The organism is Pseudomonas sp. LBUM1657 (genome assembly GCF_059716075.1).
Map to the genome: position 1 here is coordinate 2,336,774 of NZ_CP166799.1, position 25,750 is coordinate 2,362,523.

Genomic DNA, 25,750 nt, shown 5'->3' on the forward strand with positions numbered 1-25,750 from the left:
AGCCCGCTCCCACAGTTGATCGTCGTTGAACACAATTGCTGTGTTCGCTGAAGATCCCTTGTGGGAGCGGGCTTGCTCGCGAAAGCGGTGGAACAGCCTCCTCAGGACATCAAGCGTTCGCCGCCCCCGTGACCACCGGCCGACCCGGTTTGCGCAGTGGGTCCAGGCGCGAGCCTTCGTAGCGGGTTTCGCGGTAGAAGCGCCAGCGGCCGAACAGGCCATAAACGTGGGTGACTCGGCCCTGTTCGTGATAGCCCATGCGGATGTGCAGTTTCAGCGCCGGGATGTTGTGGGTTTCGCAGACGTCCACCACCTTGTTGCAGCCCTGGGCTGCCATTGCCGCCCATAGGTTGATCTGGGCGTCCACCGACAGGCTGGTGCCGAAGAAGGCGCGGGTCATCTCGCCACCGAATTCGAAGAACTCACCCGGTTTGACCGGGAACCAGCAGCCGTAATAGTGACGGTCGTGGTAGTCGCGCATGCTGCCCCAGATGAAGGCGATCGCATGGCCCTCATCGTCCAGGTACATCTGCCCGGTATGACCTTCAGCGGCGAGTTCGGCCATGGTTTCGACCCGGTCACCGAAGTGCTTGGTAAACGCCGTGGCGTTTTCGGGCGTAATGGTGACCAGACGCACCTTGGGATACGGGCGCAGTTTGTGCGGCGCCACGGGGCTGACCAGGTCGCGCTCCATCCACAAAAGCTCCCAGTGGAAGAACACATAACGCTTCCACAACGTGTTGAACGTGCGGCCCAGACCTTTTTGTTTGATGCGTTCGCGAAGCTTGTCGATGACGTTCATGACGCTCTCCTTAGCCGGGGCCAGGGTGTGGTTGGAAACGCTTTTGATGGGTATAGATCAAGGTTGCAAATTAATGTCAAAGCGCCATTTTTGAATTTGTTGCAACTTATGTAGCTCATTCCAGTGCCGCTGTGCCGGACTGCATAAACTGGCTGACGACACCGTAGGAAATACGTGGAACACCGTGCAGGCGCCGCTCTAGCACGCGGGTTAGCGACTCATCTGGAAGCAGGTAGGCGTCGCCGAAATCGGCGCCGAGCTGGGTCGGGTGGGCAACGATTTCCAGTACGCCGTCGGTCGGCACTTCGATATCGCGCAGGTCCACTGGCGTGCAGACATAATCGGCGGTTACGCCGGCGAGGCTGCGCAAACGATGATTGAGCAATTCCTTGAAGACACGCTTGGGCAGGCTCAGGTTTTGCCCCAGATTGCGTGCCAATCGCACGGCAACGCCCTGGCGGGCAGCGAAGCGGGCGACGATCTCGCCGATCGGCCAAATGTTGTGCACGTGCTGATGGGAATCCAGATGGCTGGGACGCAAGCCATTGTCGAGGCAGTGTTGCCATTGCGCTTCGAGTTCTTCCAGCACCGCGGCCCGATCCCGGCGGTTGAGCCACACGCGATGGCGCGGCAGGTTGAGGTCGAATACGCCGGCACCGTCGCAGAAGTTCGTTCGACCCAGAATCGACTGGCTCAATGGCCGGCCGTAGGTGAGGTTGAAGTGCAGCCCGATCCGGCCTTCGAGCAGCGGATGCCGGGCCAGCACGCACGCCGCTTCGAAGGCCGGCATATTAGCCATGGCGGTGGCGGAGCTGATGATCCCGGCCTGGAAAGCCCCCAGGATCACTGCGTTTTCGCAGGCACTGAGGCCGAAATCGTCAGCGTTGACTATGACTTGTCGAGGCATGTTCTCCCTCCATGATTGTTTCGGTGGGTGCAGTCGGTTTGGCTACAGGAGCAGGCACAGAAGCGGCGATGGGTGTTGGTGTAGCGGCGGACGCCGCACGCCGGGCTCGCCATTTTTGCACCGAAGGTTTGAGCCGCTGCCAGAGTCGCAGGGCCAGCCCCAAAGCGAGGCCCTCGGGGCGCCAGGAATAGAAACTCCAGCGCCAGTGTTCCAGTTGCCCGGTCATGCGCTCATGGAGTTGATGGCTGGAGTTTTCCAGGCTGACGCGCGAAGCATCGATCCAGTGCCAGTTATCGTCCAGGCCCCAACGAATCCACTCTTCGAGCAGGACTCGACCGCTGCCCAGGTCGGCGTATTGCGGCAGGAACGCCAGGTTGTAATCGTACAACCGACCCTGTTCCAGCAACCCGAGGCGATAGCTGATGCAGCGTCCGTCCAGCTCCAGCACCACCACCCGCACCAACCCTTGGGCGGCGAGGGCGGTGAAGGCCCGGTCCATCCATTGGCGATGACGCTCATCGGCAAAAATGCCGACGCCTTCATCGCCTTTCCAGCTCACTGCTTCGACCTCACTGATGGCCTGCAACAACGGCCCCATGGTCGAAGCGTCGGGGGTGATGCGCCGAACCTGGGCACCGCACGCGGCAATTCGTTTGCGCGCCCGGCGCAGTTTGTAGCGCGGATCGCCAGACACTTCCTGGCGATCGGCGTCGCTGATCAGGTGCACCGGCGCTCGACAACTGAGGCGCCGTTCACCGGCGGAGCTATGGGTCATCCATTCGGTCAGGGCGCTTTCGGCGCCGACCGGTTCGGACAGTTCATTAAGTTGCAGCAGGGCATGGTGCAGGCGACGGCGAATCTCGATCAACGCCTTGCGCATGTCCGTAGCGTCCAGGCAAGTGAGGAGTGCGAGGCGGTCGGTAAGCGGATACCCCAGGTGATGCAGCACCCTGAACGGCAGTCCGCCGAAACGCTCGACGGACGCCACCAGCGGTAGACACAAGACCAGTTCCTGACCCTGCCAGCCGAGCAGAACGTGCAAGCGTTCGTCGGCCGTCAGTGCCTGTTCCGACGCAGACATCCAGGCCAGCGCGTTGAACGGCGTGTGGTCCATCACTCGCAGACGCAGCGCTTCATACGCCGCTGCGGGAAAGTCTGCGGCGCACAACGAAGTACGCCATTCAAATCGCGCTGTCATAGGCTCAGGCCGCCTTGGCTGTAACAGGTGAGCGTTCTGGTTTGCGCAAGGCATCCAGGCGTGAGCCGGTGTAGCGGGTTTCGCGATAGAAGCGCCAGCGGCCAAATAGTTCGTACACGTTCATGACCCGTCCCTGTTCCTTGTATCCGGTGCGAATGTGCAGTTTGAGGGCCGGGACGTTGTGCCACTCACACACGTCCACCACCGTGTGGCAGCCTTGGGCGTGCATGGCTTTCCACAGCTCCGTTTGCAGGTCCATCGACAACTTGGTGCCCCAGTAGGCCCGGGTCAGTTCCCCGCCGAACTCGAAGAACTCGCCTTCTTTCACCGGGAACCAGCACCTGTAGTAGTGCCGGTCGTGGTAGTCCCGAGAGGCGCCCCAGATGAACGCCACCGCGTCACCCTTGTCGTCCAGGTGCATCTGTCCGGTGTGACCTTCCCGGGCCAGTTCGGTCATGGTGTCTACCCGGTCACCGAAGTGACGTGTGAAGGCCCCGGTATTGTCCGGGGTGATGGTGACCACGTGCAGTGGCGGGTAGGACTTGAGTCTATGGGGTGGCACCGGGCTGACGAGGTCGCGCTCCATCCACAGCAGTTCCTCGTGGGAATATACGAAATGCTTCCATGCTTTTTTGAAGGTGGCACGCAGTCCTTTTTGCCTGATGTGATTGCTGAGCTTCTTCAAAATACTCATGTTATTGACTCCTGACGGTCTACACCGTGAGTGGAGTGATGCAACGCACGGCGAGAAGCCCGCGTGGCAAAGCATTAGATGAGAGTTCATGAGGCGCTCCAGCTCAGGGCGAACAGGGTTTCCCCCGGCAGTTCAAAGCTGACGCGTCCGTTCTGGCAGGTGAATGGCGCGTCGCGGCTACGGTTGTCGGCGCCAAAGTAACGCAATGAGCCGTTGGTCAACGGACACATCGCCCCGGTCAACGCCACACGCTGCAGCCGCTTGCCTTTGTTGACACCCAGCATGCTGCGTTTGTGGTCCTCGGCCATGGCCAGGACATCGACTTCGAAGGCGTCGTTCTCCAGCCACATCACGTCGTGCAGCCAGTGCCGCTGGATGAACTGCTGGGCCAGCCCGACGGGTTTGAGTTCGAAACGATTTTCGCCCAGAACCCGCAACATCCCTTTGGGGTAGTTCGGTTCGTCGGCGGCCTGGAACCAGCTCAGCATGTCCAGCAAACCGTCCTGGGCCGAGTTGATGACCACCGAGGTCCACCACAGGGAGGCGAAGTGGGTTTCCTGATCGTAGGGGCTCAGGCTGGAGCCGCTGGACATGTTGGTCTGGTCCAGCAGCAAGGCCTTGCGCGGACGGCCCTGGGCATCGAGGCCCACCAGGTTGGCAGCGCGGCGCACGCTGTCGCGGTAGACCCGGGTGGCCAGCAGGTCACGGATCATCCATTCGTGCCAGGCCAGGGCGTCAATCTGCTCACCGGATTCGGCCAGCATGCGTTTGGCCCAGTCGATGCCGCGTTTGTCGGCAGCGTTGTTGGCGAACGGACCGTTGACCAACCGCGAACTGGCGGGCATGACGATGCGCACGCCGGCCTTGGCGTTGGCGGGATTGCTGCGCACTTGCCGGGCCATGCTGGTGAAGATGCTTTGATAGCTGGCGTAGTCCGGGTAATTGAGGTTCGGCTCGTCGGCAAACCCGATGTAGTGGGTGCCTTTGCCGCCCAGGGCGCGGGTCGCGGCGAGCCAGGCGTCGAGGCCGGCGTTGCTCGTGGTGTCGGCGCGCAGGTCGGCCTGGCGCTGGCTGCCGGCCAACAGCGTGATGTCCTGGGTGATGCCGAAACGGTCCTGATACAGCTGACGGAATGCGTCTTCGTAGTGCGGATTCTTCGCGGTGATGTCGACGAAACTGTAATAGGTAGCCGCTCGTGGTTTGAGGGCGTCGAGTACCGCATAACTGGATTCAGGCGGCATCACGTAGGGCAGGGCGATGCCCAGGTTTGGCGTGTTGCCCAGCACTTTATCGTGCAAGGTCAGTCGGGTCTGGCCGTCGTCTTCGCGCAGGGGTTTGAGCTGCTGCGGATTTTGCGCAAACAGGTTGGCACTGCCGTCGAGCCAGAACGCCGCTTTGCCGCCGCCTTGCAGGCGCAGGCGCCAGACCTGATCGGCCTTGGTCACGGGCAACTCGACCTGATCGAACTGCCAATAGGCGCGGTGGGGCTTGAGGGTCAGCGACAGTTGTTGACCGTCGCCCTCCCGCTGGGCTTGCAGGGCGCTGACACCGCCATGGAACTTGCCGGCGAGCACCGCGTGTTCACCGGCGGCGACCTTGAAATACAGCTCATCGCCATCGCGGGTTTCGGCGCTGAAATGCACTTTCGCCGGGGCAAACAGCGCCACCGTGCGTTCGTCGTGCTCGATCCGGTAACTGCGGAAGCTGTAGCCTGGAATTTCCAGTCGATAACTGGAGGCGCTCGGTGCCAGCGGCCAACTCTGGGTGCCGCGGGATTCGCTGGCGGCAATCAGTCGTTCGCCCTGAAGTTTGCCTCGGCCGTCCAGCAGGTAGAGGCGTTCTTCATTGGCATCCGCCTGCCAGGCCGGCACCCAGCGAACGGTCAGTGTGTCGGGATGATCCGGTTGCAGGTACAGACTGCCGTCGCGAATGTCGGCCCAACGCATCGGCGCAGCCTGCGCGCTGAGCGAGAGGCCGAGGGCCAACAGCAGCGCGAGGCGTTTCATGCCGACTTCCGTTGCAGCATCAGCAGCATCGGTGCTACGTCGCTGGGCAGGATGATCAGGGTTTGCCAGACCGGTACGTGGCTCAACCGGCAATACATCACCAGCAGCGCAATGGTCACCGCCAGGTAGGCAATGGACGAGGCCGCCGCCGCGCCGACGATGCCGTAAGCCGGAATCAGCACCAGGTTCAGCGCCAGGTTGAGCAAGGCGCCGAGGCCCATCAGCAGCGATATCGTGCCGGGGCGGTTCTTGCCCAGCAGGTCCAGGCGCAGGATGCTCGCGTAGCACAGGCCGAGCAGCCCCGGCAGCAGCGCCAGCAACGCTGGATAGGCCGGCTGGTAGGCGGCGCCGAACAGCGTAATGATCAGCCATTCACCGATCACGGCCATGGTCAGGCAGGCGCCGAGCATCACCGTGGCGGTGAGGCGCAGGGCCAGTGGCGTCACTTTTTCGATGCCTTCTTCCTGTTGCAGCAGGCGTTTCATCAGCGGCGTGGTCACCGCTTCGGGGACGATCAGCAGCAACTCGGCGGCGGCGCTGGCCATGGCGTAATGACCCAGCGCAGTGCTGCCGAGCAGCGCGCCGATGAACAGATAGTCGGAGCGCAGGATCACTTGCTGAAACAGCAAATCCGGATGGCTGCGGGCGCTGTAGCGCAGCAATTCGTTCTGGCTGGCGCGATCCCATTGCAGCTTCAGTGGCTGGGCACGTTTGAGCCAGAACCAACCGGCCAGTACCACCAGGCTGATACCGGCCAGCCAACTGATCAGCGCGGCTTCCAGCGCAGCGTCTTTCCACATCCAGAACAAGGCGAGGAACAGCAGCAGCGGCGCCAGGGATTCCACCAGCCGCAAGACATTGAACGCCACCACACCGCCCGATGCATTGTGCAACGTCAGCAGGCCACTTTTCAGCACGGTCAGCGGCACCGCCATCAGCAATAACCAGGCGAGCAAACCCAGTTGCGTGGTGATGTCCAATTCGCTGCCGAACTCCCGTGTCAACGCCACCACCAGCAAGGTCAGCAGACCGGCGAGCAAACAACCGAACACCAGCACCTGACTCAGCAGCAACCCCATGGGCCGTTGCTTTGCAGCCTGCAAACCCACCGCCGAATTCAGTCCGCCGCTGGTGGCGGCGCTGATCAAGTCGGGCAGGGTGCTGAGCAGCGCAAACAAGCCGCGTTCGCTGGGCCCGAGAATCCGCGCCAGCAACACATTGCGCAGCAAACGCAGGGCGATCATCGCCAGTTTGGTGCCCATGCTCAGGGCCAAATGCTTGAGGTAGTGGCTGCGGCTCATGGACGGGCTCCGCGGTAGATGCGCCACGACAGCAGCTGCGGATTGCGCGCGATGCGCTGGCTGACGCCGAACCGTGGCAGGGCCAACGGATCTTCGACACCCCGATAGATCCCCGTGCCGGTGCCCAGAGCGAAGGGGAAATGGTGCTCGGCCACGTGTTGGCGAACCCGCGCGTCATTGTCGCCATTGGGGTAGCAGTAGACCGGCAGCGGACGGTTGCAGCCGTTCAACAGCGCGTCGCGGCTGCGGCTCAGTTCTTCGTCGAGACGCTGATCGTCGAGGCCGGTGAGAATCGCGTGACTGGCGCCGTGAGGACCGAAGCGGATCAGCCCGGAGGCTTCCATCGAGCGCACCTGGTGCCAGTCCAGCGCTTGTGGCATCGACTCTTCCGGACACGCATCGGTCAGGCGACTGAGCTCCTCCGGGGGCAGGGTTTTCAGGCTTTGCAGGAAATGCAAAAGTGCCAGGCTACGGCGCTGCACATCCGCATCATTGAGCAACGCTGGCAGCGGGCGACCGACCTGTTGCAGGCATTCGATCAGGTGTGTCCGGGCTTGTTCGCCATGGCTGTTCCAGAGGGTTTCGCCGATGCTTTCCCACCAAAAACGCTGGCGGCTGCCGATGAAATCCGTGGACAGGAAAATGCTCGCCGGCACCTGATGTTTCTTTAGCAGCATGAAAGCGTTCAAGGCGTTGTCGCGCCAGCCGTCGTCGAAGGTCAACGCCACTTTGGGCCGCTCCGAGCGCTGCGTGCCCGGTTGCAGGATCTCCATCAGCGGCACGCAGTCGAAGTGTTTTTTCAGCCAGACCAACAGATGCTCGAAAGCTTTCGGCCCGACGCACAGTTCATTGCGATGGGGCAGGGCGGCGGCGTCGTCACTGGCCAGCACCCGATGCAGCATCAGGATCACCCCGGCGCCGTGCAGTTGACTGCGGCCTACCGGCGAGTTGAGGTACAGCCAGCCACTGGTGCGCTTTAATAATTGTTTGATCGCCATGGCTCGGTCCTCTCAACGATTTTGCTCGGGGTTCCACTGGGCGTACCGCTGGCCACGCAGGAACTGCCACAAACCGATACTCATCCCGGCAAGGGTCACCAGAAGAAACGCGGCGAGGCGAAAGGGTTTGGGCAAGCGGTGTTGCGAGTCCAGCAGGCCGGCGATGGCGACCGCGTAACCGAGCAGTTGTGCGACCAGGCTCAGGCGATAGAAACCGTGTTCTTCCCACAGCCAGAAATTGCTCAGCAGCAATGGCAGCAGCAGGATCGGCGCGAGACGCCGGATCAACTTGTGGCTGATCAACGCAATCGCGTACAGCCCATGCTTGAGCGGATTGAGCAACTCGCGGCGCTGGGCCAGGCTTTGCAGACCGCCGACGGTGACCCGTTGACGGCGGCGGAATTGTTTGTCGGCCTCGTCGACACCCTGGTCGATCACCCGCGCTTCGGGCACATAGACGATGCGTTTGAACGCCACCGGCGCGCAGGTGCTGATGAAGAAATCATCGTTGACCTCTGCCGGAATGTTCTGGAACAACTCGCGGCGCAGGGCGAGCAGGGCGCCGTCGGCGGAGACCATGCAACCGGTGCGGTTTTCCACTTTGCGCAGCCAGCCTTCGTAATGCCGATAGAGGCTGTCGCCCAGGCTCAGGCCTTTGCCCGGCACCGGGATCAGCATGTGCCCGGCGCAGCCACCCACGTCGGGGTCAGCCAGGGGCGCGAGTAAATGGCCGAGGGTGTCGCGGGACCATTGGTTGTCGGCATCGGTGAACACCAGAATCTCGCCGGTGCTGAGGGCAACGCCGGCGTTCAGCGTGGCGGCCTTGCCCTGGCGAGGCAGGTCGAGCACGGTGATTCGCGGGTCGATGACGTTTTGCGCGCAGGCCACCGTGTCGTCCGTCGAACCGTCGCTGGCCAGAATGATTTGCAGCGAACGCGCCTGATAGTCCTGGGCGAGTACGGTGCGCAGTTTCTCTTCGATGTGGCGGGCCTCGTTGTGCGCGGCAATGACGATGCTCACGTCCATCGGTGCTGGCGGCCCATGACGGCGCGCCGCAAAGAACGGCGCCAGCAGCGTCAGCAGCAGCGGGTAGCCGAGGTAGGCATACACCGGCAACAACAGGCACAACCAGAAAATGAATTCAGCCACGGGCAGGTCTCCTGGCATTCCAATGACAAAGACTGAGGATGAACGCCGCGCCAGCCAGTTGCAGACGCACCCAATGCAGGCCCCAGAGTTGCAGCGAAAGGCCCGGGTCGCGGTGTTTCAGGCTCTGGCGCAGGCTCAAGGCGAGCGCGGGCAGGCTGGTCACCAGCAACAGGAAGAACGTCAGATGGAACTGGCCGTTGAGCAGGGCAAAGATCGCCGCAATATCCAGCACCCAGGCGGCAAGCGACAGCATCGGGAACCGTACCAAACGCATACTCATCCCGTTGCTGCGCAGTAACTGCAGGTGACTGCCCTGACGCCAGAATTCCTTGCCCATCCATTCGCGCCAACTGCCCTCATAACCCCAGTGCAGGGCGACGCTCTGGTTGACCGACAGCAGGCGTGCGCCCGCATGGGAAAGGCGCATGGTGAAGTCCTTGTCCTCGCCGGTACGCAGGCTTTCATTGAAACCCCCGACCTTATCGAACCAGGGGCGGCGCATCAGCAGGTTGGCGCTGGGTAGCCATCGCACCGTTTGCACCGTTTCATCGTTCGGACGCAACATGCGACGTTGCCAGGCACTGGCATACCACGGGGCTTCGGCGGGGGTGTGCAGGTCCAGTCCCAGGACGTCGACCTGAACCGCGGGCTCGATTTTCAACAACAGCGTGAGCCAGTCCTCGGGCACCTCGATGTCGGCATCGAGGAAGGCCAGCCATTGCCCTGTGGCAACGGCGGCCCCGCGATTGCGCAACGCGCCGATCAGCAAGCCCGGCAACACCAGCACCCGTGCCCCCATTTGCCGCGCAATGTGCGGCCCCTGATCCTCGGAGCCGTTGTCGGCCACGATCAACTCGCATTCCAGCCCCGCGGCATTGGCGGCGCGTTGCGCGGCGAGCAGGGTCCGGGTGATGTGGTGGGCTTCGTTGTACATCGGGATGACGATACTGATACGGCTCATACCTTGGCCTCCGTCAGGGGAGTTTCTTCGGCTTTCAGGCGCAGCACGCTGGTCAGGGCGAGCATGATCCACACGTACTTTTGATTCGGTGCGCTGAGGAATATCAAAAACAGCGTCAGCGCCAGATAACTCATGCTCAGGTGCGTCAGCAAATCGGACTGCGGCCCATTGCCTCTCGCCAACCAGGCCTGGCGCGCGTGGGTCAGGTTGTACAACCCGAGCGCCAACATGCCGACAAACAGGAAGCCGGCGGGCAGCCCCAGTTCGCTGAAGATTTCCAGGTAGGTGTTGTGGGCGCGGCGGTACAGGTCGCCGATCTTGCGGTTGGCCGAGAAGGCCTTGGCATAACCGGTGGTGGCGTAGTGCAGCGGGAATGTCCCAGGCCCGGTACCCAGCAGCGGGTTTTCGCGGATCATCTGGCTGCCGACCACGAGGTACGAAGCGCGGCGACCGAGGGATTCATCCTGAGCCTTCGCACCGGCGCTCAAGATACTCAAGGACTGGATGCGCGCGACGTAACCGGGCGGCATCGCAGCGATGGCCAGCGGAATCACGATCGCGATGCCGAGCATGGCAAACCCCAGATAACGCGGGCGGATACGCGTCAGGTTGGCGCGGTAGTGCCAGACACCGATCATCAAGCTGAAAAACAACACCACCAGGCCCGAACGGGATTCGGTCTTGGTCATGCCCCCCAGCAGCAAAATGCAGCAGGCCAACCAGAACAACCGGTGCCACATGTTCGGACTGCGAATCACCAACAGCAAGCCCAGCGGCACGGCGAAGGCGATCAACATGGCAAACGCGTTCGGGTCTTCCAGCAGGCCGGCGGCGCGACCCTGGTCCTGATATTTGCTGGAGAACATCGCCAGCAAGCAAGTCAGGGTGACGCTGACGGTCACCAGCCGGGCGAACAGATCAAAATTCAGTTCGCGGCCGATCAGCAGCGTGATCACGAACAGAATCAGGCCCACGCTCAGTTCGCGCAGATGCCCCATCGACATGCCCATGTTGTCGGTGCTCAGCAGGCTCAGCAGATACAGCGCCATGAATCCGATCAGGTAGCGCCAGATGTTACTGCGCAGGCGCTCGGACGGAATCTGCCGCAGGGCCAGTTGCAGCATCAGGATCACTGCCAGCGACGCACCGATGAATTTGGTACCGGAAAACGCGCTTTCCTTGAAGAAACCTTCGAAGGGCACCAGCGCTGCGATACCCAGCAGACCCCAGGTGGGTTTGCGATACAGCACCGCGAAACCCACCAGGCCCAGCACCGCTCCCGGCGCCAGAAATGGAAAAGGACTGGCCAGCAAAGCGAGGCAGACCAGGCAAAGCAAACTGACGATCGAGAGCGGAATGATCACGCGCGTGCCTCCCGTGCAGTACGGATATAAAGCTGCGACCAGCGTTCGGCCAGGGCCTTGAGGTCGTAGCGATCCAGTTGCGTACGTTTTGCGTTGTCGATCAGGTCGCGAGCCAGCGCCGGTTCGGTCAGCAAGGTGCCGATCTGGCGGGCGAGGGCAGTGCTGTCGGCGGGTGTCGCCAGCAGGCCGTTGTGCCGATCTTCCAGCACATCGGGAATCCCGCCGACACCAAACGCCACCACTGGCACCCCGGCTTGCATCGCTTCCAGCAAAATCATCGGCGTGCCCTCGGTGCGCGAGCTGATCACCAGCGCATCGAGTTGTCGCCACCACAGGCTCATGTCGGTCTGGTAACCCGGCAGGGTGATGCGGTCCTGCAACCCGGCTGCATTGATCCGCGCCATCAGGCTGTCCCGTTCCGGGCCGTCGCCGAGCATCACGGCGTCCAGTTGCGGGTGTTGCTGACAGAGCGGAATCAGTGCATCGAGAAACAGGTCCGGACCTTTTTCACTGCTCAGTCGCCCGACATAACCGGCCAGCCAACGCGGATGTTCGGTGATGTGGGGCAACAGGGCGGCCGCCGGCAAACCATTGGGAATCACTTGCAGCTTTTCGGCCCGCACACTGGCCTGGCGATGCAGCACGGCAATGCTTTCGGCGACGCAGACCACGCGATCCACCGAGGCGGTGCGGCACAGTTGCAGGCTCAGCCAGGTGTAGAACTTCTGCTTGCGACTGCGCGGCGTGAAACCGTGCTGCGTAATCACCAGCGGCAGGCGCAACAGCGTTGCGCCGACCCAGCCAAACAACAGGCCCTTGAAGTTGTGCGTATTGATCAGCGGCCGTTCTGGCCGCCGCTGCCGCAAATGCCCCAATAATTCCCCCAGTCCCGCGCAGCCGCGACAGTCGACCCCAGCTTCGCGAAACCGCTCGATCAGCGCTGGCGGCGCATCGAGAAACAGCACTTGGTGCTGCCCCGGCGTCGCCAGGCAATGGTCCAGCAGCATCCGCTCAGCCCCGTAGAAGCCACCGCTGCTGAGCAAATGAATGATCGGCAGGGAAGGGATGAGCGGCGCGTTCAATTGCGCACCCAATGCACGAGGCCAGGCACGCTCCAGTTGCTGTGTGGATTGGTTGGTTCGATGTTCTGATCGTTGATCACCAACAGCACCGGCAGGCCCAGTTCGTGGGTGATTTGCGCTGGGTGCTTGAAGCGATGATCGAAGAACTCACGCACATAGACCAGGGCGATCGCCAGCAAGAGACCGGTGAACAGCCCGAATGGGATGATCAGCATCGGTTTTGGAAACGCGGCTTCGGTCGGTTCATACGGCGGGCTGAGAACCCGGGCGTTGGACAAATCGTTGTCCAGCGAACGGGCGCTGCTGCTTTCGGCGAAGCGCTGGGCATAAGTGGAGAACGCCGCGTGCAACGCGTTGATCTCGGTGTCCATCTGCCGCAGCTTGCTTTGCGTGACCTGCAGCTGGTGGATGCGGTTTTTGAACTCGGCAATGCGCGCGGTTTTCTGGTCGATCACCGAGCTGACAATCGCCAGGTCGTTGGTGCGTTCCTGAATCCGGTTGCTGACGACTTTCAAAAACTGCTGACGGGTGCGGGCAATTTGCTCGCGGGTCAGCAACATCGGTTCACTGCTGGGCTGGAAGATCGCCAGATCGTTCATGTAGCGGCTGACCTGAGTGGTCAGTGCTTCACCCATCTGTTTGATCTCGCGATCTTCGAAGGCAACGTTGTCCACCGTGGTGGTGAAGGTGTAGGGGAAGGTGTAGTCGTTGAGTTTGGAGTTGCTGGCGGTGGCCAGGCTGGTTTTCAGGTACTCGAGCCAGCGTTGGCTTTGCAGCAGGCGATCGCGATACAGGTTGAGCGCTTGCTCCTCGGTGTTGATGGCGTTGAGGCGGAAGGTGATTTCTTCCTTGGGATCGGACGAGCCGACACCTTCGAGCAACGCCAGCCGATTGCCTTCCAGGCCATCAAGACGCACTTGATATTGCATCTTTTTGGTTTCGTAGAAGCTTTGTGGCAGGTCGATCGACTGCAGCGCCTGACGGCTGGACAGGTAGTTTTGCAGCAGCGCCGCGACAAACCGTGTGCCCTGGGCCGGATCGTCAAAGCTGTAGGCAATGGAGATCACGTTGGAGCCGGGCAGGGTCTCGATTGTCAGGCTGTCGATGGCCTGTTGGGTGAGGGTATCCAGCGTGGTGTCCCGCACCGGATCGGTCTCGAGCCCGAGGGTGTTGCGCAATGGGTTGATCACCTTCTCGCGCAGCGGCGTACTGACATATTGCTTGAACGGTTGGGTCACCCATTTGTTGAACACGCCGGGTACAGGGGCGTATTCACCCTTGTCCCGCAGTTCACTGATGGTCTGCCGGATCAAGGCTGGTGAACGCAGGATATTGCTCTCGGTTTCCATGTCCGCCAGGGACGGTGGAATGAACGAAGCGTTCTCCTGATTAAGGGAGGTTGTGGCGTCCCCCTGGGACAGTTTTTTGGACTGCACGATCACCTGGGCGGTGATGTCGAAGCTCTGTTTGAGCATCAACGGCAGGACCAGCACGATCACTGCAAAGATCAGGAAGACTCGTTTTACCAACTGTTTGTTGGAGAAGAAGATCCTGAAGAACTCATGCAGGTAGTTTTCCTTTGGATTCATGGTCGGTCACCTGAGAGTTAGTTGCTGTCACTGTCTTTGTTGTCGACGCGGTAGCCGAAGCTGAAGCCCACGCCCTGGAACAACACCACGTCCGCCAGTTGCCGTGCGAGCTCACCGGCGCTGGCCAGTTTGGTCTTGGGCACGTAGAGCATGTCGTCCGGTTGCAGGTAGGCGATCTGCGACGCATCGCCGGCCAGGGCTTCTTCCACGTCGTAGTGCCGGGCCTGAACCTGGTTGCCGTTGCGACGCATGATCACCACCGAATCGAGCCGTGCCTTGACGTTGGTGCCACGGGCCAGGGTCAGCGCTTCAAGCACCGAGACCGGCCGGCGGATCGGGTAGGAACCCGGTTGCGCGACTTCACCCAGCACATAGATTTCGTTACCCGCGGTGGACTTGAGCAGCACGTCGACCGTCATCCGCCCTGGCAAATTCGCGTAGCGTTGGTTGAGAAAGGTTTCCAGTTGGTTGACGGTCATGCCTTGCAGCGGCACGGAGCCGATTTCCGGAAAACTCGCATAGCCATCGGTGCCCACGGTGATCTCCCGGCTCATGCCGGTGGCCGGGTGGTTCAGCGCGCTCTTGAGGTTGGCCTCATTGCTCAGCGGGCTGATGACCTGCACGGACAGCTGGTTGCGGTTGGGCTGGAACAGCTGCTTGCGTTGATAGGCGCGCTGGATTTCCTGACGCGCTTCTTCGGACGTCAGCCCGGCGATTTTCACCGAGGTGTTGGCGCCCGGCAGCTCGATGGTGCCGTCGGGCAGCACCAGTTGACTGCCGTTGAGCTGACTGGCGGCGGTGAAGTTCAGGCCGATCTGGTCACCGGACTGAATGCGGTAGGCGTCCGAGCCACTGGTGCTGATGCGGAAGATCACGTCCAGCACATCCTGGGGCCGCAAGGTCTGTTCGACCTTGGGCATGTCGGTGGCCTGGGCGTTGGCCGGTGCGGCCGTGAGAATCTGCACCGGCATGCTTTGGGTTTCGGAAGTGCTGGAGCAACCCGCAAGCGGCAGCAACAGCAGGACAAGCATTTTGGCGTTCATGTCGTCATCCTTTAGCGGTTGCTTACAGGTTTTTGTAGAGCCATTTCGGCATGTAGTACTTGCGTCGGTTGAACACGCTGCCGACCAGTTTCGCGCCCGCTTGGGACAAGCGCAGGGCTGCGGCCTGGGCCGATTCCCAGCGGGTATCTTCGGAGCGCACGACCATGATCACGCCGTCCACCTGAGTGCTGATGACCAGGGTTTCGGCGGCGGAGTACACCGCGTCACCGTCGATCACCACGAAGCGATACTGACTGCCGAGTTGATCGAGCAACGGGCTCAAGCGTTCGGGTGTCAGGTGCTCGGTGCCGCGCACATACCGGCCGTTGGGCAGGATGTGGAAGGGCAGGCTCGACACGTTCACCACGCAATCCTGCAGCAACGGCGGGCTCTGGGTGTTGAACAGCAGGTCGCGAAAACCGCGCTCTTTTGTCAGGCCCAATTGCTGCGTGAGGTTGGTCGCCGACTGGCTGGCGTCGACCAGCAGGACCTGGCCGCTGCTCATCTGTGCCAGTTGGCTGGCCAGCACCAGGGCGCTGGTGGTCGTGCCCGCGCCGGGGTTGGCGGCGGTCAGGAATAGGATCCGCAGATCTTGATCGAGCACTGTCGAGGTCAGGTTGGACTCGCTCGGGTTCGCTATCGTCAGGCTTTTGGTTGATGAACCGTCCATTTAACTTGCTCCGTGGCCGCTGAACACTTTGAAAGGGGTTTTCAACAGAATCTTCAGATCAAGCAACAGGCTCTGCTCGGCGATATAGCTGAGATCCAACTCAACGCGCTGGTCGAAGTCGATATTGCTGCGCCCGGAGATCTGCCATAGACCGGTCATGCCGGGGTAGATGCTCAGGCGGGCAAGGTGGTTGTCCTTGTACCGGTAGGCGTTGAACGAGGTCGGCCGAGGGCCCACCAGGCGCATGTCGCCCATCACCACATTGATCAGGTTTGGCAGCTCGTCGAGGCTGCTACGCCGCAGGAAGCTGCCGATGCCAGTGATCCGCGGGTCCTTGTCGATCTTGAAATCGATGGCGTCCTTACCGTGTTTGTTCAGATGGCGCAGGGACTCCTTGAGCTCCTCGGCGTTGGCCACCATGGTGCGGAACTTGTACATGCCGAAAGCGCGACCGCGATAACCGGTGCGTTTTTGCACGAACATGACCGGTCCAGGGCTGCTGAACTTGACGGCCAGCGCCAGACCCAGCAGCACTGGCGAGATCAGCAACAGGATCACCAGCGCGCCGAAGCAGGCGACGACCCGGTTGGTGCGCGACAGCGTCCAGGGTCGACCGCCATCACGACCGGTTATCCAGCCGCGACCCTGCATGTGAATCGCAGAATCGAGGCGCCTTCTGTGCTCCGGGTCCAGGCGCTTGTCACGGCGCATCTGTTGGAGCGGCACACCTTGTTCATGTTCAGTCATGGGTTCCTCCGCTGAAATTCAGCCGCGAGCGGCGCATTGGCGATAGGCAGTGGGTAGTAATCGCGGAACCAGGCAATGAAGCGCCCGAGTCCATCATCCAGCTCGATACGTGGCTGGAAACCGGTGGCGCGTGCCAGGTCGCTGGCATCGGCGCAAGTGTTGAGTACGTCGCCGGGTTGCAGGGGCAGCAACTCGACCTGGGCTTTTTGCCCGAGGTGTTTTTCCAGCAGGGCCAGGTAATCCTTGAGCTCCACCGGGTGCTGGCCGCCGATGTTGTAGATCCGCCACGGCGCCATGCTGGTGGCCGGGTCCGGTTGTTCACGGTCCCATTCAACGTTGGCTTGCGGTGGCCGATCGATCAGTCGGGCAATGCTCTCGATGATGTCGTCGATGTAGGTGAAATCGCGCTGGTGTTCGCCGTAGTTGAACAACTTCAGCGGCTGGCCTTCGGCAATCGCCCGGGCGAACTGGATCGGCGACATGTCCGGCCGACCCCAAGGGCCATACACGGTGAAAAAGCGCAGGCCGGTGCACGCAATGCCGAACAGGTGGCTGTAGCTGTGGGCCATCAGTTCGTTGGCTTTCTTGGTCGCCGCGTACAGCGACAGCGGGTGATTGACGCCGTCCTTCACCGAGTAAGGCGTGTGCTGGTTGACGCCGTACACCGAGCTGGATGAGGCGTAGATCAAATGCTTGACCGGGTGATTGCGGCAGCTTTCGAGGATGTTGAGGAATCCGCTCAAATTGCTGTCGAGGTAGGCCCGGGGATTTTCCAGTGAGTAACGCACCCCGGCCTGCGCCGCGAGATGAATCACCACTTCCGGTTGTTCGCGGGCAAACAGTGCTTCGATGGCCGGGGCATCGGCCAGGTCAACCTTATCGAGCTGGAAACTGCCGACCTGTTCCTGCACCCAATTCACGCGATCGTGTTTGAGTTGCGGGTCGTAGTAGTCGTTGAAGTTATCCAGCCCGCTTACCTGGTGCCCGTCGCGCAACAGCCGCAACACACAGTGGGCACCAATGAATCCGGCCGCTCCGGTCACGAGTATCTTCATGGACGTGGCGCCTCGGGAACGATGTGCCGAAGGCCGATGCCGCTGTAGTGCAAACCGGCCGCCGCGACGTGTTCCGGGTTGTAGAGGTTGCGCCCGTCGACGATGACTCGCGAGCGCAGTTTGCTCGCCAGCAGGTCGAAGTCGACCACTCGGAAGTTCTTCCATTCGGTGCAGATCACCAGGGCATCGGCGTCTTCCAGCGTGTCGTCGCGGGTGGCGCACAGGTGCAAGTCGCGGCGGTAGCCGTAAATGCGCCGGCATTCGGACATGGCTTCCGGATCGTAGGCCTGCACGCTCGCGCCTTCGGCCCACAGCGCATCCATCAGGTAGCGGCTGGGTGCTTCGCGCATGTCATCGGTGTTGGGTTTGAAGGCCAGGCCCCAGATAGCAATGGATTTGCCGGCCAGCCCGCCAGGGAACTGCGCTTTCAGTTTGCTGAACAGGATGTGCCGCTGGCTGTCGTTGACGTCGGTGACGCTGCGCAACAGACGCAGTGGCATGCCGTTGTGTTCAGCGGTGTGCAGCAAGGCACGCAGGTCTTTGGGGAAGCACGAACCGCCGAAGCCGCAACCGGGGTAGATAAAGTGGTAACCGATGCGCGGGTCCGAACCGATGCCTTTGCGCACCGCTTCGATGTCAGCCCCCAGCAGTTCGGTGAGGTTGGCCAGTTCGTTCATGAAACTGATGCGGGTGGCGAGCATCGCGTTAGCCGCGTACTTGGTCAGCTCCGCACTGCGGTTGTCCATGAACATGATCTTTTCACGGTTACGGCTGAACGGTGCGTAGAGCTCGGTCAGTTGCTCGCGCGCCTGTTCGTCATCGGTGCCGACGATGATCCGGTCCGGGCGCATGCAATCGGCGAGGGCACTGCCTTCCTTGAGAAACTCGGGGTTGGACACCACGCGCACATTCAGCGCGTCTTTGCCACGCCGGTGCAGTTCTTCGTTGGCGGTGGCGGCCACCTGGTCCGCCGTGCCGACCGGCACGGTGGACTTGATGATGAGTGTGCGATCGGCCTCCATGAAACTGGCGATCTGTCGGGCTACATTCAGCACATGACTGAGGTCGGCGGAGCCATCTTCATCGGCGGGCGTACCGACTGCGATGAAAATCAGCTCGGCGTGTTCGACCGCGTCGCTGGCCTGGGTGGTGAACAGTAATCTGCCGGCCTTGATGTTCTCTTCCAGCGTGCCGGAAAGGCCCGGTTCGCTGATCGGCGGCACTGCTTGTTGCAGTTGCTTGATCTTGTTGGGATCGATGTCGACACATAAGACACGATGTCCGACATCGGCCAGTGCCGCTGCTTGTATCAGGCCGACATAGCCCGTACCAAATACGCTCACGTCCATATTGGCGTGCCTCGTAAGACGGTGGAGAAGACTGAAATGAGACTGTCAAAAGGGGTATAGCCCAGCCATGGGAAAGCGTGTCAGCAAAATGACATGTTGCTTAGGTAAGAAACCCCCGTTTTTGGGGGCTATTTGCCATCAAGCCCTTGCCGCTGCTGGATTTGCCCCGGTTTTGACGGGTTTTCCACATCTTGAAGAAAACGATAAACGGTCGTAAGGCCTGAACTACAAGGGCTGGAGCCGTTTGAGTGTGTCAGATTTGAGTCAACAATTTTTTGACGCTTTCTGGAAAAGTCCGACATTTCTTGCGCTTTGATGGCCCGGTGCTAGTGTCAAAAAATGGCCGACATTCTATTGGCCAAATGCCCTGTGCGAACTTCGGAAAGATAATGATTCGATATCTCAAAGAGCTGCTGTTAGTTCTCTATTTGCTCAGTCATTACGACTATTACCTTGAACGCCTGAGCGCCATGGGCATCGGTTTTGCCGTGGTGCTGTTTGGCGGGATGTTCGTCGTGCTGACGGTGGCGCTGTTCATGACCGCGTACATCCGCCAGACCCTCATTCGTCATCTGTTCGCCTTGACGATGTTTGCCTCGGCGGTGTTTTTCGATGTCTATACGCGGGTGACGGCCGATTACCTGACCTACAGCAGCTTTGTGTCGCTGGTGTATTCCGGCGGGTTCATCCAGGAAGCGGCTATTCAGTACCGCGATGCGATCATCAGCGGCGTGCTCGGCGGTTTATTGCTGCTGTTTGGCATCGGGCTCAAGCCACGCCGGCGGCTGCCATTGCCAGGTGCGCTGTTGGTGGCCGCGCCGGTGCTTGGCGTGCTGCTGCTCAGTGCCGTGCTGTTTGTGCGGGCGGGTGAGGGGGCTCGGGGGCTGCCGATCATGTACACGCCGCTGGCCTACCTGAACCTGTTTACCTATGAGTCCCTGCACAACACCGTCGGCCCGCGTGAGCCGGTGAAACTGGTGCGTACCGATAAGCCGGTGGGCCATGACATTGTGCTGATCATCGACGAGAGCATTTCCGGCAACTACCTGGACATCAACGCGCCGTTCGGTGTGCACAGCAATCTCAAGGACCCGCAGCCCGGCGTCGCGATCTTCAACTATGGCTACGCCGCCTCCATTGCCAATTGCAGCGTCGATACCAACATCACGTTGCGTTACGGCGGCACCCGCGCCGACTACGTGCGGATCAACAGCACGCTGCCGTCGATCTGGCAGTACGCGAAAAAGGCCGGTTTGAGCACCGTCTACATCGACGCCCAAACGACCGGTGGCCGTTTGCAGAACCTGATGAACGATGCAGAGAAGAAGGACATCGATCAGTTCGTGCAATTCGATCAGACCAGCGTGCCTGAACGCGACATGGCTGCCGCTGCGAAGATGATCGAGCTGATTAACGACGACCAATCGCAACTGGTGGTGGTCAACAAGGTGGGGGCGCATTTCCCGGTACACGACAAGTTTCCGGATGCGTTCATGGCCTACCGTCCAACCCTGCCCCGAGGGCAGTTTGTCGAAGTCGCTGAAACGGGCAAGCGCGATGGTTTCAATGGCCAGCCGGACGATTGGCTGCTGTACCGCAATGCCTACAAGAACACGCTGTTGTGGAATGTCGGGGAGTTTTTCTCACGGGTTCTTGCTCAAGCGCATCTGAACAATGCAGTGCTGATCTACACCTCGGACCATGGCCAGGATTTGCATGAGCGGGGCAATCCCGGGTTGAACACGCACTGTGGCGGAGACCCGGTAGAGGAGGAGGGGTTGGTGCCGCTGGTGGTTATTCAGGGCAACGGGTTGAAGACCCTGGACTGGCAGGCGCAGTGGGCGGGGAACAAGGATCGCTCCAGCCACTACAACATCTTCCCGACCCTGCTGCAGTTGATGGGGTATGACCTGGCGGGGGTTGAAGCGGTGTATGGCAAGCCGTTGAGTGTGCCGACCGTGGACGACTTCACCTTCAACTATCGCTTCAATGCACGGCTCGGGGCGAAGCCTGAGTGGAAGTACATTGATTTGAACAGCATTGTCACGCCGTCGCAGGCGCCTGCCAGTGTTGCAGTGGGGCAGTAAGACCTCGATTGTTTGAGCCAGCCTCTTCGCGAGCAAGCCCGCTCCCACAGGGGATCTGCGGTGTCACGTAGATCCAGTGTGGGAGCGGGCTTGCTCGCGAAGGCGTCCGCCCATTCACCGCGGACCTGAAGCCAGCACCCACCGTGCCCGATACACCCCCGGCGCACACCCGAGCCACCTCAAACACGCACGGTTAAAACTCTGCACATCGCTGTACCCCAGCCGATCGGAAATCTCCACCAGCTCAAGATCCCCCGCCTGTAGAAAATCTTCGGCCCGGCAGCGACGATACTCATCAAGCAACTCGGAAAAACTCCAGCCCAGCGCCTTCAAGCGCCGTGCCGCCGTACGTTCAAGCACGTGATGATCGACACAAAACTGCTGCCAGTTTGCATGGGCAAGATCGGCGATCAAATGGTCGCTGACTTGCTCCAGCAACGTAGGCTCGCTATTGCGCCGGGTCTGTTCCAGCAACTCCACCAGTGTCTGTTCCAGTTCATGATTGCCGGGAGTCAACGCTGCCACGAACATCTGTGGGTCGAGGCGAATCGAATGATGCGGCTGGCCCCATTGCACCGGCGCGCGAAACGCCCGCTCATGAGCTTGAGGACTGGCCGTGCAAGGCCAGGCCAGGCCAACGCCGAGAACCGGATCACGCTCCAGACCGCTGGCGAGGAATTTTCGGCGCAGCATGCTGCACAGGCTGATGAGGATGTAATCGGCAATCGGTGCGCTGGCCTTCACGCTGCCGCAGTCGAGCAAGCGCAGCTCGATTCCGTCATTGTCGCGCACGATCTGCGCCTGGAAATGCCCGCTGAAGAACGGAAAGAAGCGCTCGAAATACGCGCAGGCACTTTCCAGCGTTGCCGCGACATCGAACAGGTACGTCAGGCCATTGGTGGCGGTGGAAACGAAGCGCCGGCCTGCCGCCAGACCGATCAACGGGTCGCCACTTTGCTCCAGGGCGAACGCCCAAAAACGCCGCGAAAGGAACAATGGAATGCGCATGAACGGCGTGCGCAGCTCGAACAGGCTGCGGTGGAACAAGCCTTCGAGGGCCTCCCGGGCAATGCCTCGGGCCAGCAATTCTTCGATGGCCGGCAGCAAGGTCGGCGCGTAAAACGCATTGGCCGGTGGCTGATCGCTTTTTGTCATGTAGGGCTCACAGCATGTTTGCGGACACTGGTTAGGCTGCCCGACGTTAAGCGATTTGCCGGAGCAAGACCATGCTTGATTTACGCCAGCTCGACCTCAACCTGCTGCTCGCCTTCGATGCGATTTACCAGCAGCGCAGCGTCACTCGCGCCGCCGAGGTGATGTGCCTGTCGCAACCGGCCATGAGCAATGCCCTGCGGCGCCTGCGCGAATTGTGCGGTGACCCGCTGTTCATCAAGAGCCGTCTGGGAGTGACGCCGACATTGGTCGCGCACCGTCTGGCCGACTACGTGCGTGCCGCCCTGGAATCCTTGCGCGACGGTTTGCGCATGATCCCCGCGGCGCGGCAGAACAACCCGTTGCTGCGCATCAGTTGCCTGGATTGCCTGCAACCGGTGCTGCTCGACGCACTGCTCGATTCACCCCATGCCGACTGGCAAGTGCGCTACTTCCAGCCACGCCGTCGCGATGCCTTGCAGGAACTGGCCAGCGGCAAACTGGACATCCTGATCGACCTCGATCAGCCGCTGGCCGGTCTTGCCGGGCTGCACAAACAGGTGCTACCGGCCGACCATTACGTGTTTGCCTATGGCAGTGCGCTAAAAGAGCCGCCGCGAACCCTGCAGGCCTATCTGGAACAGCCGCAGATTCAGATTTCCAGCCGCCGCGACGGGCTCAGCCCGGTGGACTTGCACCTCGGTTTGAAAGGCCTGCGCCGGACGTTGGCAGTGAATACCCAGAGCACCCTGGCTGCCAGGCTGATTGCCGATCGACAGCCATTCGGCATGAGCCTGCCGAGCCGGGTTGCCAGTGTGCTGGGGTTGCAGCAGGTGCCGCTGCCGCTGGACGAACCGGTGGAGCTGAAGCTGGCGCTGTACATCGAGGCTCGCTACCGCTTTGAACGCAGCCGCGAAGAAGCGATGCATTGCTTGCTGCGTGCCTTGGGTGAACCGCGGGCGTTGCAGTTGTTGGCACGTCGCGCCTGAAATTGACGAACCACAAATCCTGTGGGAGTGCGGTGTTCCGTCAGGGCTTAGTTCGCCGCGAGCAAACGCCGGTCCACCGCCAGAATCGCATCGACCATCGCCAGCGCCGCCGGCGTCAGGGAATACCCGGCGCGGCTGACGATGCCGTAATGCAGCTGCAAACCGGGGTCGTCGCTGGGCACGTCGGCAAAATCCAGCAGGCGTATGAGGCCTTGATCTGCCAGTTCGGTGAGGGCTTCCATGGTCGCGATGCCCACCGCGTCGGAGTGCATCACCACCCGGCGGATGGCGTCGAATTGCGCGCATTCGACACTGGGGTTGAAGTCCGGCTCGCCCTGCACGTCGGCGAGGATCTTGCGGATCATCGGCGGAATCCGCGTGCCGACCACGGCGTAGTCGAGCAGGGCGCGCAGGGACAGCGCTTTACGCGTTGCCAAAGGGTGATCGACCCGGCAGAAAAACCGCCCGCGCCGAGGTCGCAGCAATTGAACCTGATACTGCGGATCGCCTGTGAAGTAACGGGCATCGGCCACCAGAAACTCGATCTGTTGCTCACGCAGCCACAGCGACAATTGCTCCCAGTCGCCGAGGTGGAAACTGGTGCGAATCGCCGGATGGGCCTGGATGAATTCGGCCAGCGCCTCGGGCACCAACAGTTGCGCCGGGTACGGGCCGCTGCCGAAATGCAGCTCACCACCGGTCAGGCCGTTGTATTGGGTCAATTCGTTGTGCAACGCCTGACTGCCGGCGAGCAGGCGCCGGGCGTGTTGCAGCACCAATTCGCCCTGGCCGGTCAGGCGAAACTCACGACTGCTGCGTTCTACCAGCACGCAATCGAGATCGCGTTCCAGGGTCTGGATGCTACGACTGAAAGCCGGTTGGCTGAGATTGATCGCCTCGGCGGCACGGCCGAAGCTGCGGTAGTCGGCCAGGGCCACCAAGTGGCGAAGCTGCCGTAAGTCCATCATGCGTCTCCTGCATTTTACGGATACTTTTAATGCATTGGATCGATATCACGGCGGCTGGCATAAGTACAACCCTGTCTTCTCGTTCGAAGTTCGTCATGACCAGTCAACCGTTCGCTTCCAGCGCTTTTACCCGCACCATTCTCAGTCATGCCCGGCAGTCCGGCTTGTGTCAGGACCAGCTGTTGCAGCGTGCCGGCATCAGTCTGTCGTGGCTGGACGGGCAGGGCCTGCACGTTCCCGCGCACCTGGTCGAACAGTTGTGGAGCGAATGCGAACGTTTGGGTGCGGGTCCGATGTTCGGCTGTGAACTGGTCAACGGCATGGCGACCACCTGTCTGCAAGGCCTGAATATTTTGCTCGATTCTGCGGCGACGCTGCGGGCCAGTTTGAATTGTTTCGTCGAGTTCCTGCCGCGGGTGACCAACTACGTGGTGGCCGAGCTTGAGGAGGTCGACGGGCAGGCCCGTCTGCATTTGCGCGGGGCTCACCTACAGCCGCATTTCTTCGGGCTGGATGCGGCGACGTTGAGCCTGGTGCGCAACATCGCCCGACGTCTCGGACGGGCACCGGATCAGGTGTTTGTCGGTGTCAGCCTGACGCCGCAACAAGCGGCCGGCCAGTGGTTGCGCAGCGTCGGTATCGAGGTGGCGGAGGGGCCGCATCCGTGCCTGCAACTGCCCTTGGCGAGCCTTGATGAGCCGTTGCTCGGTGCCAATCCGTTTTTGCATCAGAGCATGCTTCGGCATTGGCAGACCGAGGCTGCGCAACACGCGCGCAGTGACAGTCTGGAGATGGCGCGGCATTGGTTGACCGCAGGGGATCAGCCGATCGAACGCATTGCCGAGCGTTTGGGGTATCGCCAGCCGAGTAACTTTATTCGGGCGTTTCGCAAACAGTTTGGTATTACGCCCAAGCAGTTTCGGTTGGGGTTGTAGGTGGTCTTTGATGGCGTACATGCCCATTGCTGCGGTAGCGGCGGCTTCTTGGTGGTGTACATATCCGTTTCTGCGGTAACGACTGCTCTTTGATTGTGTACATATCCGTTGCTGCGGTCACGGCGGCTGGCGGTTTCGCTTTTACAGCGAGTCACTTTCGAAAAGCGCGAAAGTAACCAAAGCGCTTTTGCCCCGCCATTCGGTGCCTCGCCTGGGCTCGGCATGCCCTCACTCCGGCATTGCTCCGGGGGCCCGCCGCCATCGGCCATCCATGGCCGGGGGCGGCTACCGCGGCATCCTTGCCGCGGTGCCCCCTGCGCAATGCCTGCGTTCGGCCTCTGGGAAAGGGGCGATCAGATCCAAAGCAAAGCAAAAGCAAAAGCAAAGCAAAGCAAAGCAAAGCAAAGCAAAGCAAAAGCAACAGCAAGATCAACAGCTTCGCGAGCAAGCCCGCTCCCACAATGGATCGGCGTACAGCTTTCGCTTTTCCCCACTCAACAGGCCGAGCGTTAGCTCGCCTGCCGCTTTTGATCTTGACGCACCGCCCCTCGAGAGGCCGAGTGGAGGTTCTGCGCAGTGGGCAACCCGGCATGGATGCCGGGTTAGCCGCGCACGGCCATGGATGGCCGATCGCGGCGGGCCCACGGAGCAGGACCGGAGCGAGGGCATGCCGAGCATTAGCGAGGCACCGAACGAAAGTGGCA

At 61.2% G+C, this 25,750-nt stretch carries 22 protein-coding genes; 3 read left to right on the top strand and 19 right to left on the bottom strand.

Features of this window, described 5'->3' with window-relative positions; translation table 11 throughout:
• Positions 1–109: 109 nt before the first annotated feature.
• The 17 genes from ACA055_RS10695 to ACA055_RS10775 all read right to left on the bottom strand — a co-directional run bounded on the left by ACA055_RS10695 (position 110) and on the right by ACA055_RS10775 (position 18,915).
• Positions 110–802 (bottom strand): N-acetyltransferase, encoded by a 693-nt coding sequence (locus ACA055_RS10695; RefSeq protein ID WP_497683574.1) that lies wholly within the window; start codon positions 800–802, stop codon positions 110–112.
• 115 nt (positions 803–917) lie between these two features.
• Positions 918–1,709: a ChbG/HpnK family deacetylase gene (locus tag ACA055_RS10700; protein ID WP_497683575.1), complete on the bottom strand. Its 792-nt coding sequence runs from the start codon at positions 1,707–1,709 to the stop codon at positions 918–920.
• Positions 1,681–2,907 (bottom strand): GNAT family N-acetyltransferase, encoded by a 1,227-nt coding sequence (locus ACA055_RS10705; RefSeq protein ID WP_497683576.1) that lies wholly within the window; start codon positions 2,905–2,907, stop codon positions 1,681–1,683. The genes ACA055_RS10700 and ACA055_RS10705 overlap by 29 nt, the downstream gene beginning before the upstream one ends.
• A gap of 4 nt (positions 2,908–2,911) precedes the next feature.
• Entirely contained in the window at positions 2,912–3,601 is a 690-nt protein-coding gene (locus tag ACA055_RS10710) for an N-acetyltransferase (RefSeq protein ID WP_497683577.1), read from the bottom strand.
• Positions 3,602–3,687: 86 nt separating this feature from the next.
• Entirely contained in the window at positions 3,688–5,607 is a 1,920-nt protein-coding gene (locus ACA055_RS10715; RefSeq protein ID WP_497683578.1) for a hypothetical protein, read from the bottom strand.
• Positions 5,604–6,908, bottom strand: coding sequence for an oligosaccharide flippase family protein (locus ACA055_RS10720; RefSeq protein ID WP_497683579.1), 1,305 nt, complete (start codon positions 6,906–6,908; stop codon positions 5,604–5,606). The genes ACA055_RS10715 and ACA055_RS10720 overlap by 4 nt, the downstream gene beginning before the upstream one ends.
• Positions 6,905–7,906, bottom strand: coding sequence for a polysaccharide deacetylase family protein (locus ACA055_RS10725; protein ID WP_497683580.1), 1,002 nt, complete (start codon positions 7,904–7,906; stop codon positions 6,905–6,907). Before ACA055_RS10725 ends, ACA055_RS10720 begins: the two co-directional genes overlap by 4 nt.
• A gap of 12 nt (positions 7,907–7,918) precedes the next feature.
• Positions 7,919–9,055 (bottom strand): glycosyltransferase, encoded by a 1,137-nt coding sequence (locus tag ACA055_RS10730; protein ID WP_497683581.1) that lies wholly within the window; start codon positions 9,053–9,055, stop codon positions 7,919–7,921.
• Positions 9,048–10,016, bottom strand: a complete 969-nt coding sequence (locus tag ACA055_RS10735) for a glycosyltransferase family 2 protein (RefSeq protein WP_497683582.1) — start codon at positions 10,014–10,016, stop codon at positions 9,048–9,050. The genes ACA055_RS10730 and ACA055_RS10735 overlap by 8 nt, the downstream gene beginning before the upstream one ends.
• On the bottom strand, positions 10,013–11,380 hold the full coding sequence (locus ACA055_RS10740) for an O-antigen ligase family protein (RefSeq protein WP_497683583.1): 1,368 nt from the start codon (positions 11,378–11,380) through the stop codon (positions 10,013–10,015). The genes ACA055_RS10735 and ACA055_RS10740 overlap by 4 nt, the downstream gene beginning before the upstream one ends.
• Complete coding sequence (locus ACA055_RS10745) at positions 11,377–12,462, bottom strand: glycosyltransferase family 4 protein (RefSeq protein WP_497683584.1); 1,086 nt, start codon at positions 12,460–12,462, stop codon at positions 11,377–11,379. Before ACA055_RS10745 ends, ACA055_RS10740 begins: the two co-directional genes overlap by 4 nt.
• Positions 12,459–14,051: a GumC family protein gene (locus ACA055_RS10750; RefSeq protein ID WP_497683585.1), complete on the bottom strand. Its 1,593-nt coding sequence runs from the start codon at positions 14,049–14,051 to the stop codon at positions 12,459–12,461. Before ACA055_RS10750 ends, ACA055_RS10745 begins: the two co-directional genes overlap by 4 nt.
• 17 nt (positions 14,052–14,068) lie before the next feature.
• Entirely contained in the window at positions 14,069–15,094 is a 1,026-nt protein-coding gene (locus tag ACA055_RS10755; RefSeq protein ID WP_497683586.1) for a polysaccharide biosynthesis/export family protein, read from the bottom strand.
• A gap of 22 nt (positions 15,095–15,116) precedes the next feature.
• On the bottom strand, positions 15,117–15,764 hold the full coding sequence (locus ACA055_RS10760) for a CpsD/CapB family tyrosine-protein kinase (protein WP_497683587.1): 648 nt from the start codon (positions 15,762–15,764) through the stop codon (positions 15,117–15,119).
• The gene (locus ACA055_RS10765; RefSeq protein ID WP_497683588.1) at positions 15,765–16,511 is read right to left on the bottom strand and encodes a sugar transferase; all 747 of its coding nucleotides are present in this window, start codon (positions 16,509–16,511) and stop codon (positions 15,765–15,767) included.
• Positions 16,508–17,566 carry an NAD-dependent epimerase gene (locus ACA055_RS10770; RefSeq protein WP_497683589.1) on the bottom strand — a complete coding sequence of 353 codons (1,059 nt, stop codon included), beginning with the start codon at positions 17,564–17,566 and terminating at the stop codon, positions 16,508–16,510. Before ACA055_RS10770 ends, ACA055_RS10765 begins: the two co-directional genes overlap by 4 nt.
• Positions 17,563–18,915, bottom strand: coding sequence for a UDP-glucose dehydrogenase family protein (locus ACA055_RS10775; protein WP_497683590.1), 1,353 nt, complete (start codon positions 18,913–18,915; stop codon positions 17,563–17,565). Before ACA055_RS10775 ends, ACA055_RS10770 begins: the two co-directional genes overlap by 4 nt.
• Before the next feature lie 389 nt (positions 18,916–19,304).
• Here ACA055_RS10775 and ACA055_RS10780 point away from each other — a divergent pair, with 389 nt between their 5' ends.
• Positions 19,305–21,002, top strand: coding sequence for a sulfatase-like hydrolase/transferase (locus ACA055_RS10780; protein ID WP_497683591.1), 1,698 nt, complete (start codon positions 19,305–19,307; stop codon positions 21,000–21,002).
• A 114-nt stretch (positions 21,003–21,116) separates the two neighbouring features.
• Here the strand turns inward: ACA055_RS10780 and ACA055_RS10785 are convergent, their stop codons facing one another.
• Positions 21,117–22,157 (bottom strand): AraC family transcriptional regulator ligand-binding domain-containing protein, encoded by a 1,041-nt coding sequence (locus ACA055_RS10785; protein WP_497683592.1) that lies wholly within the window; start codon positions 22,155–22,157, stop codon positions 21,117–21,119.
• Positions 22,158–22,228: 71 nt separating this feature from the next.
• On the opposite strand from ACA055_RS10785, the gene ACA055_RS10790 reads away from it, so the two are divergent.
• A complete protein-coding gene (locus ACA055_RS10790) occupies positions 22,229–23,143 on the top strand; it encodes a LysR family transcriptional regulator (protein WP_497683593.1) in 915 nt (304 codons plus the stop codon).
• Positions 23,144–23,190: 47 nt separating this feature from the next.
• On the opposite strand, the gene ACA055_RS10795 is transcribed toward ACA055_RS10790, so the two are convergent.
• Entirely contained in the window at positions 23,191–24,111 is a 921-nt protein-coding gene (locus ACA055_RS10795) for a LysR family transcriptional regulator (RefSeq protein ID WP_497683594.1), read from the bottom strand.
• 95 nt (positions 24,112–24,206) lie between these two features.
• On the opposite strand from ACA055_RS10795, the gene ACA055_RS10800 reads away from it, so the two are divergent.
• Positions 24,207–25,046, top strand: a complete 840-nt coding sequence (locus ACA055_RS10800) for an AraC family transcriptional regulator (RefSeq protein WP_497683595.1) — start codon at positions 24,207–24,209, stop codon at positions 25,044–25,046.
• Positions 25,047–25,750 lie beyond the last annotated feature (704 nt).

Coding starts and splice junctions, on each gene's coding strand:
- ACA055_RS10710 (WP_497683577.1), bottom strand. CDS start 3,601: ATGAGTATTTTGAAGAAGCTCAGCAATCACATCAGGCAAAAAGGACTG.
- ACA055_RS10795 (WP_497683594.1), bottom strand. CDS start 24,111: ATGATGGACTTACGGCAGCTTCGCCACTTGGTGGCCCTGGCCGACTAC.
- ACA055_RS10755 (WP_497683586.1), bottom strand. CDS start 15,094: ATGAACGCCAAAATGCTTGTCCTGCTGTTGCTGCCGCTTGCGGGTTGC.
- ACA055_RS10765 (WP_497683588.1), bottom strand. CDS start 16,511: ATGACTGAACATGAACAAGGTGTGCCGCTCCAACAGATGCGCCGTGAC.
- ACA055_RS10775 (WP_497683590.1), bottom strand. CDS start 18,915: ATGGACGTGAGCGTATTTGGTACGGGCTATGTCGGCCTGATACAAGCA.
- ACA055_RS10695 (WP_497683574.1), bottom strand. CDS start 802: ATGAACGTCATCGACAAGCTTCGCGAACGCATCAAACAAAAAGGTCTG.
- ACA055_RS10770 (WP_497683589.1), bottom strand. CDS start 17,566: ATGAAGATACTCGTGACCGGAGCGGCCGGATTCATTGGTGCCCACTGT.
- ACA055_RS10725 (WP_497683580.1), bottom strand. CDS start 7,906: ATGGCGATCAAACAATTATTAAAGCGCACCAGTGGCTGGCTGTACCTC.
- ACA055_RS10735 (WP_497683582.1), bottom strand. CDS start 10,016: ATGAGCCGTATCAGTATCGTCATCCCGATGTACAACGAAGCCCACCAC.
- ACA055_RS10780 (WP_497683591.1), top strand. CDS start 19,305: ATGATTCGATATCTCAAAGAGCTGCTGTTAGTTCTCTATTTGCTCAGT.
- ACA055_RS10760 (WP_497683587.1), bottom strand. CDS start 15,764: ATGGACGGTTCATCAACCAAAAGCCTGACGATAGCGAACCCGAGCGAG.
- ACA055_RS10790 (WP_497683593.1), top strand. CDS start 22,229: ATGCTTGATTTACGCCAGCTCGACCTCAACCTGCTGCTCGCCTTCGAT.
- ACA055_RS10720 (WP_497683579.1), bottom strand. CDS start 6,908: ATGAGCCGCAGCCACTACCTCAAGCATTTGGCCCTGAGCATGGGCACC.
- ACA055_RS10785 (WP_497683592.1), bottom strand. CDS start 22,157: ATGACAAAAAGCGATCAGCCACCGGCCAATGCGTTTTACGCGCCGACC.
- ACA055_RS10705 (WP_497683576.1), bottom strand. CDS start 2,907: ATGACAGCGCGATTTGAATGGCGTACTTCGTTGTGCGCCGCAGACTTT.
- ACA055_RS10700 (WP_497683575.1), bottom strand. CDS start 1,709: ATGCCTCGACAAGTCATAGTCAACGCTGACGATTTCGGCCTCAGTGCC.
- ACA055_RS10715 (WP_497683578.1), bottom strand. CDS start 5,607: ATGAAACGCCTCGCGCTGCTGTTGGCCCTCGGCCTCTCGCTCAGCGCG.
- ACA055_RS10800 (WP_497683595.1), top strand. CDS start 24,207: ATGACCAGTCAACCGTTCGCTTCCAGCGCTTTTACCCGCACCATTCTC.
- ACA055_RS10750 (WP_497683585.1), bottom strand. CDS start 14,051: ATGAATCCAAAGGAAAACTACCTGCATGAGTTCTTCAGGATCTTCTTC.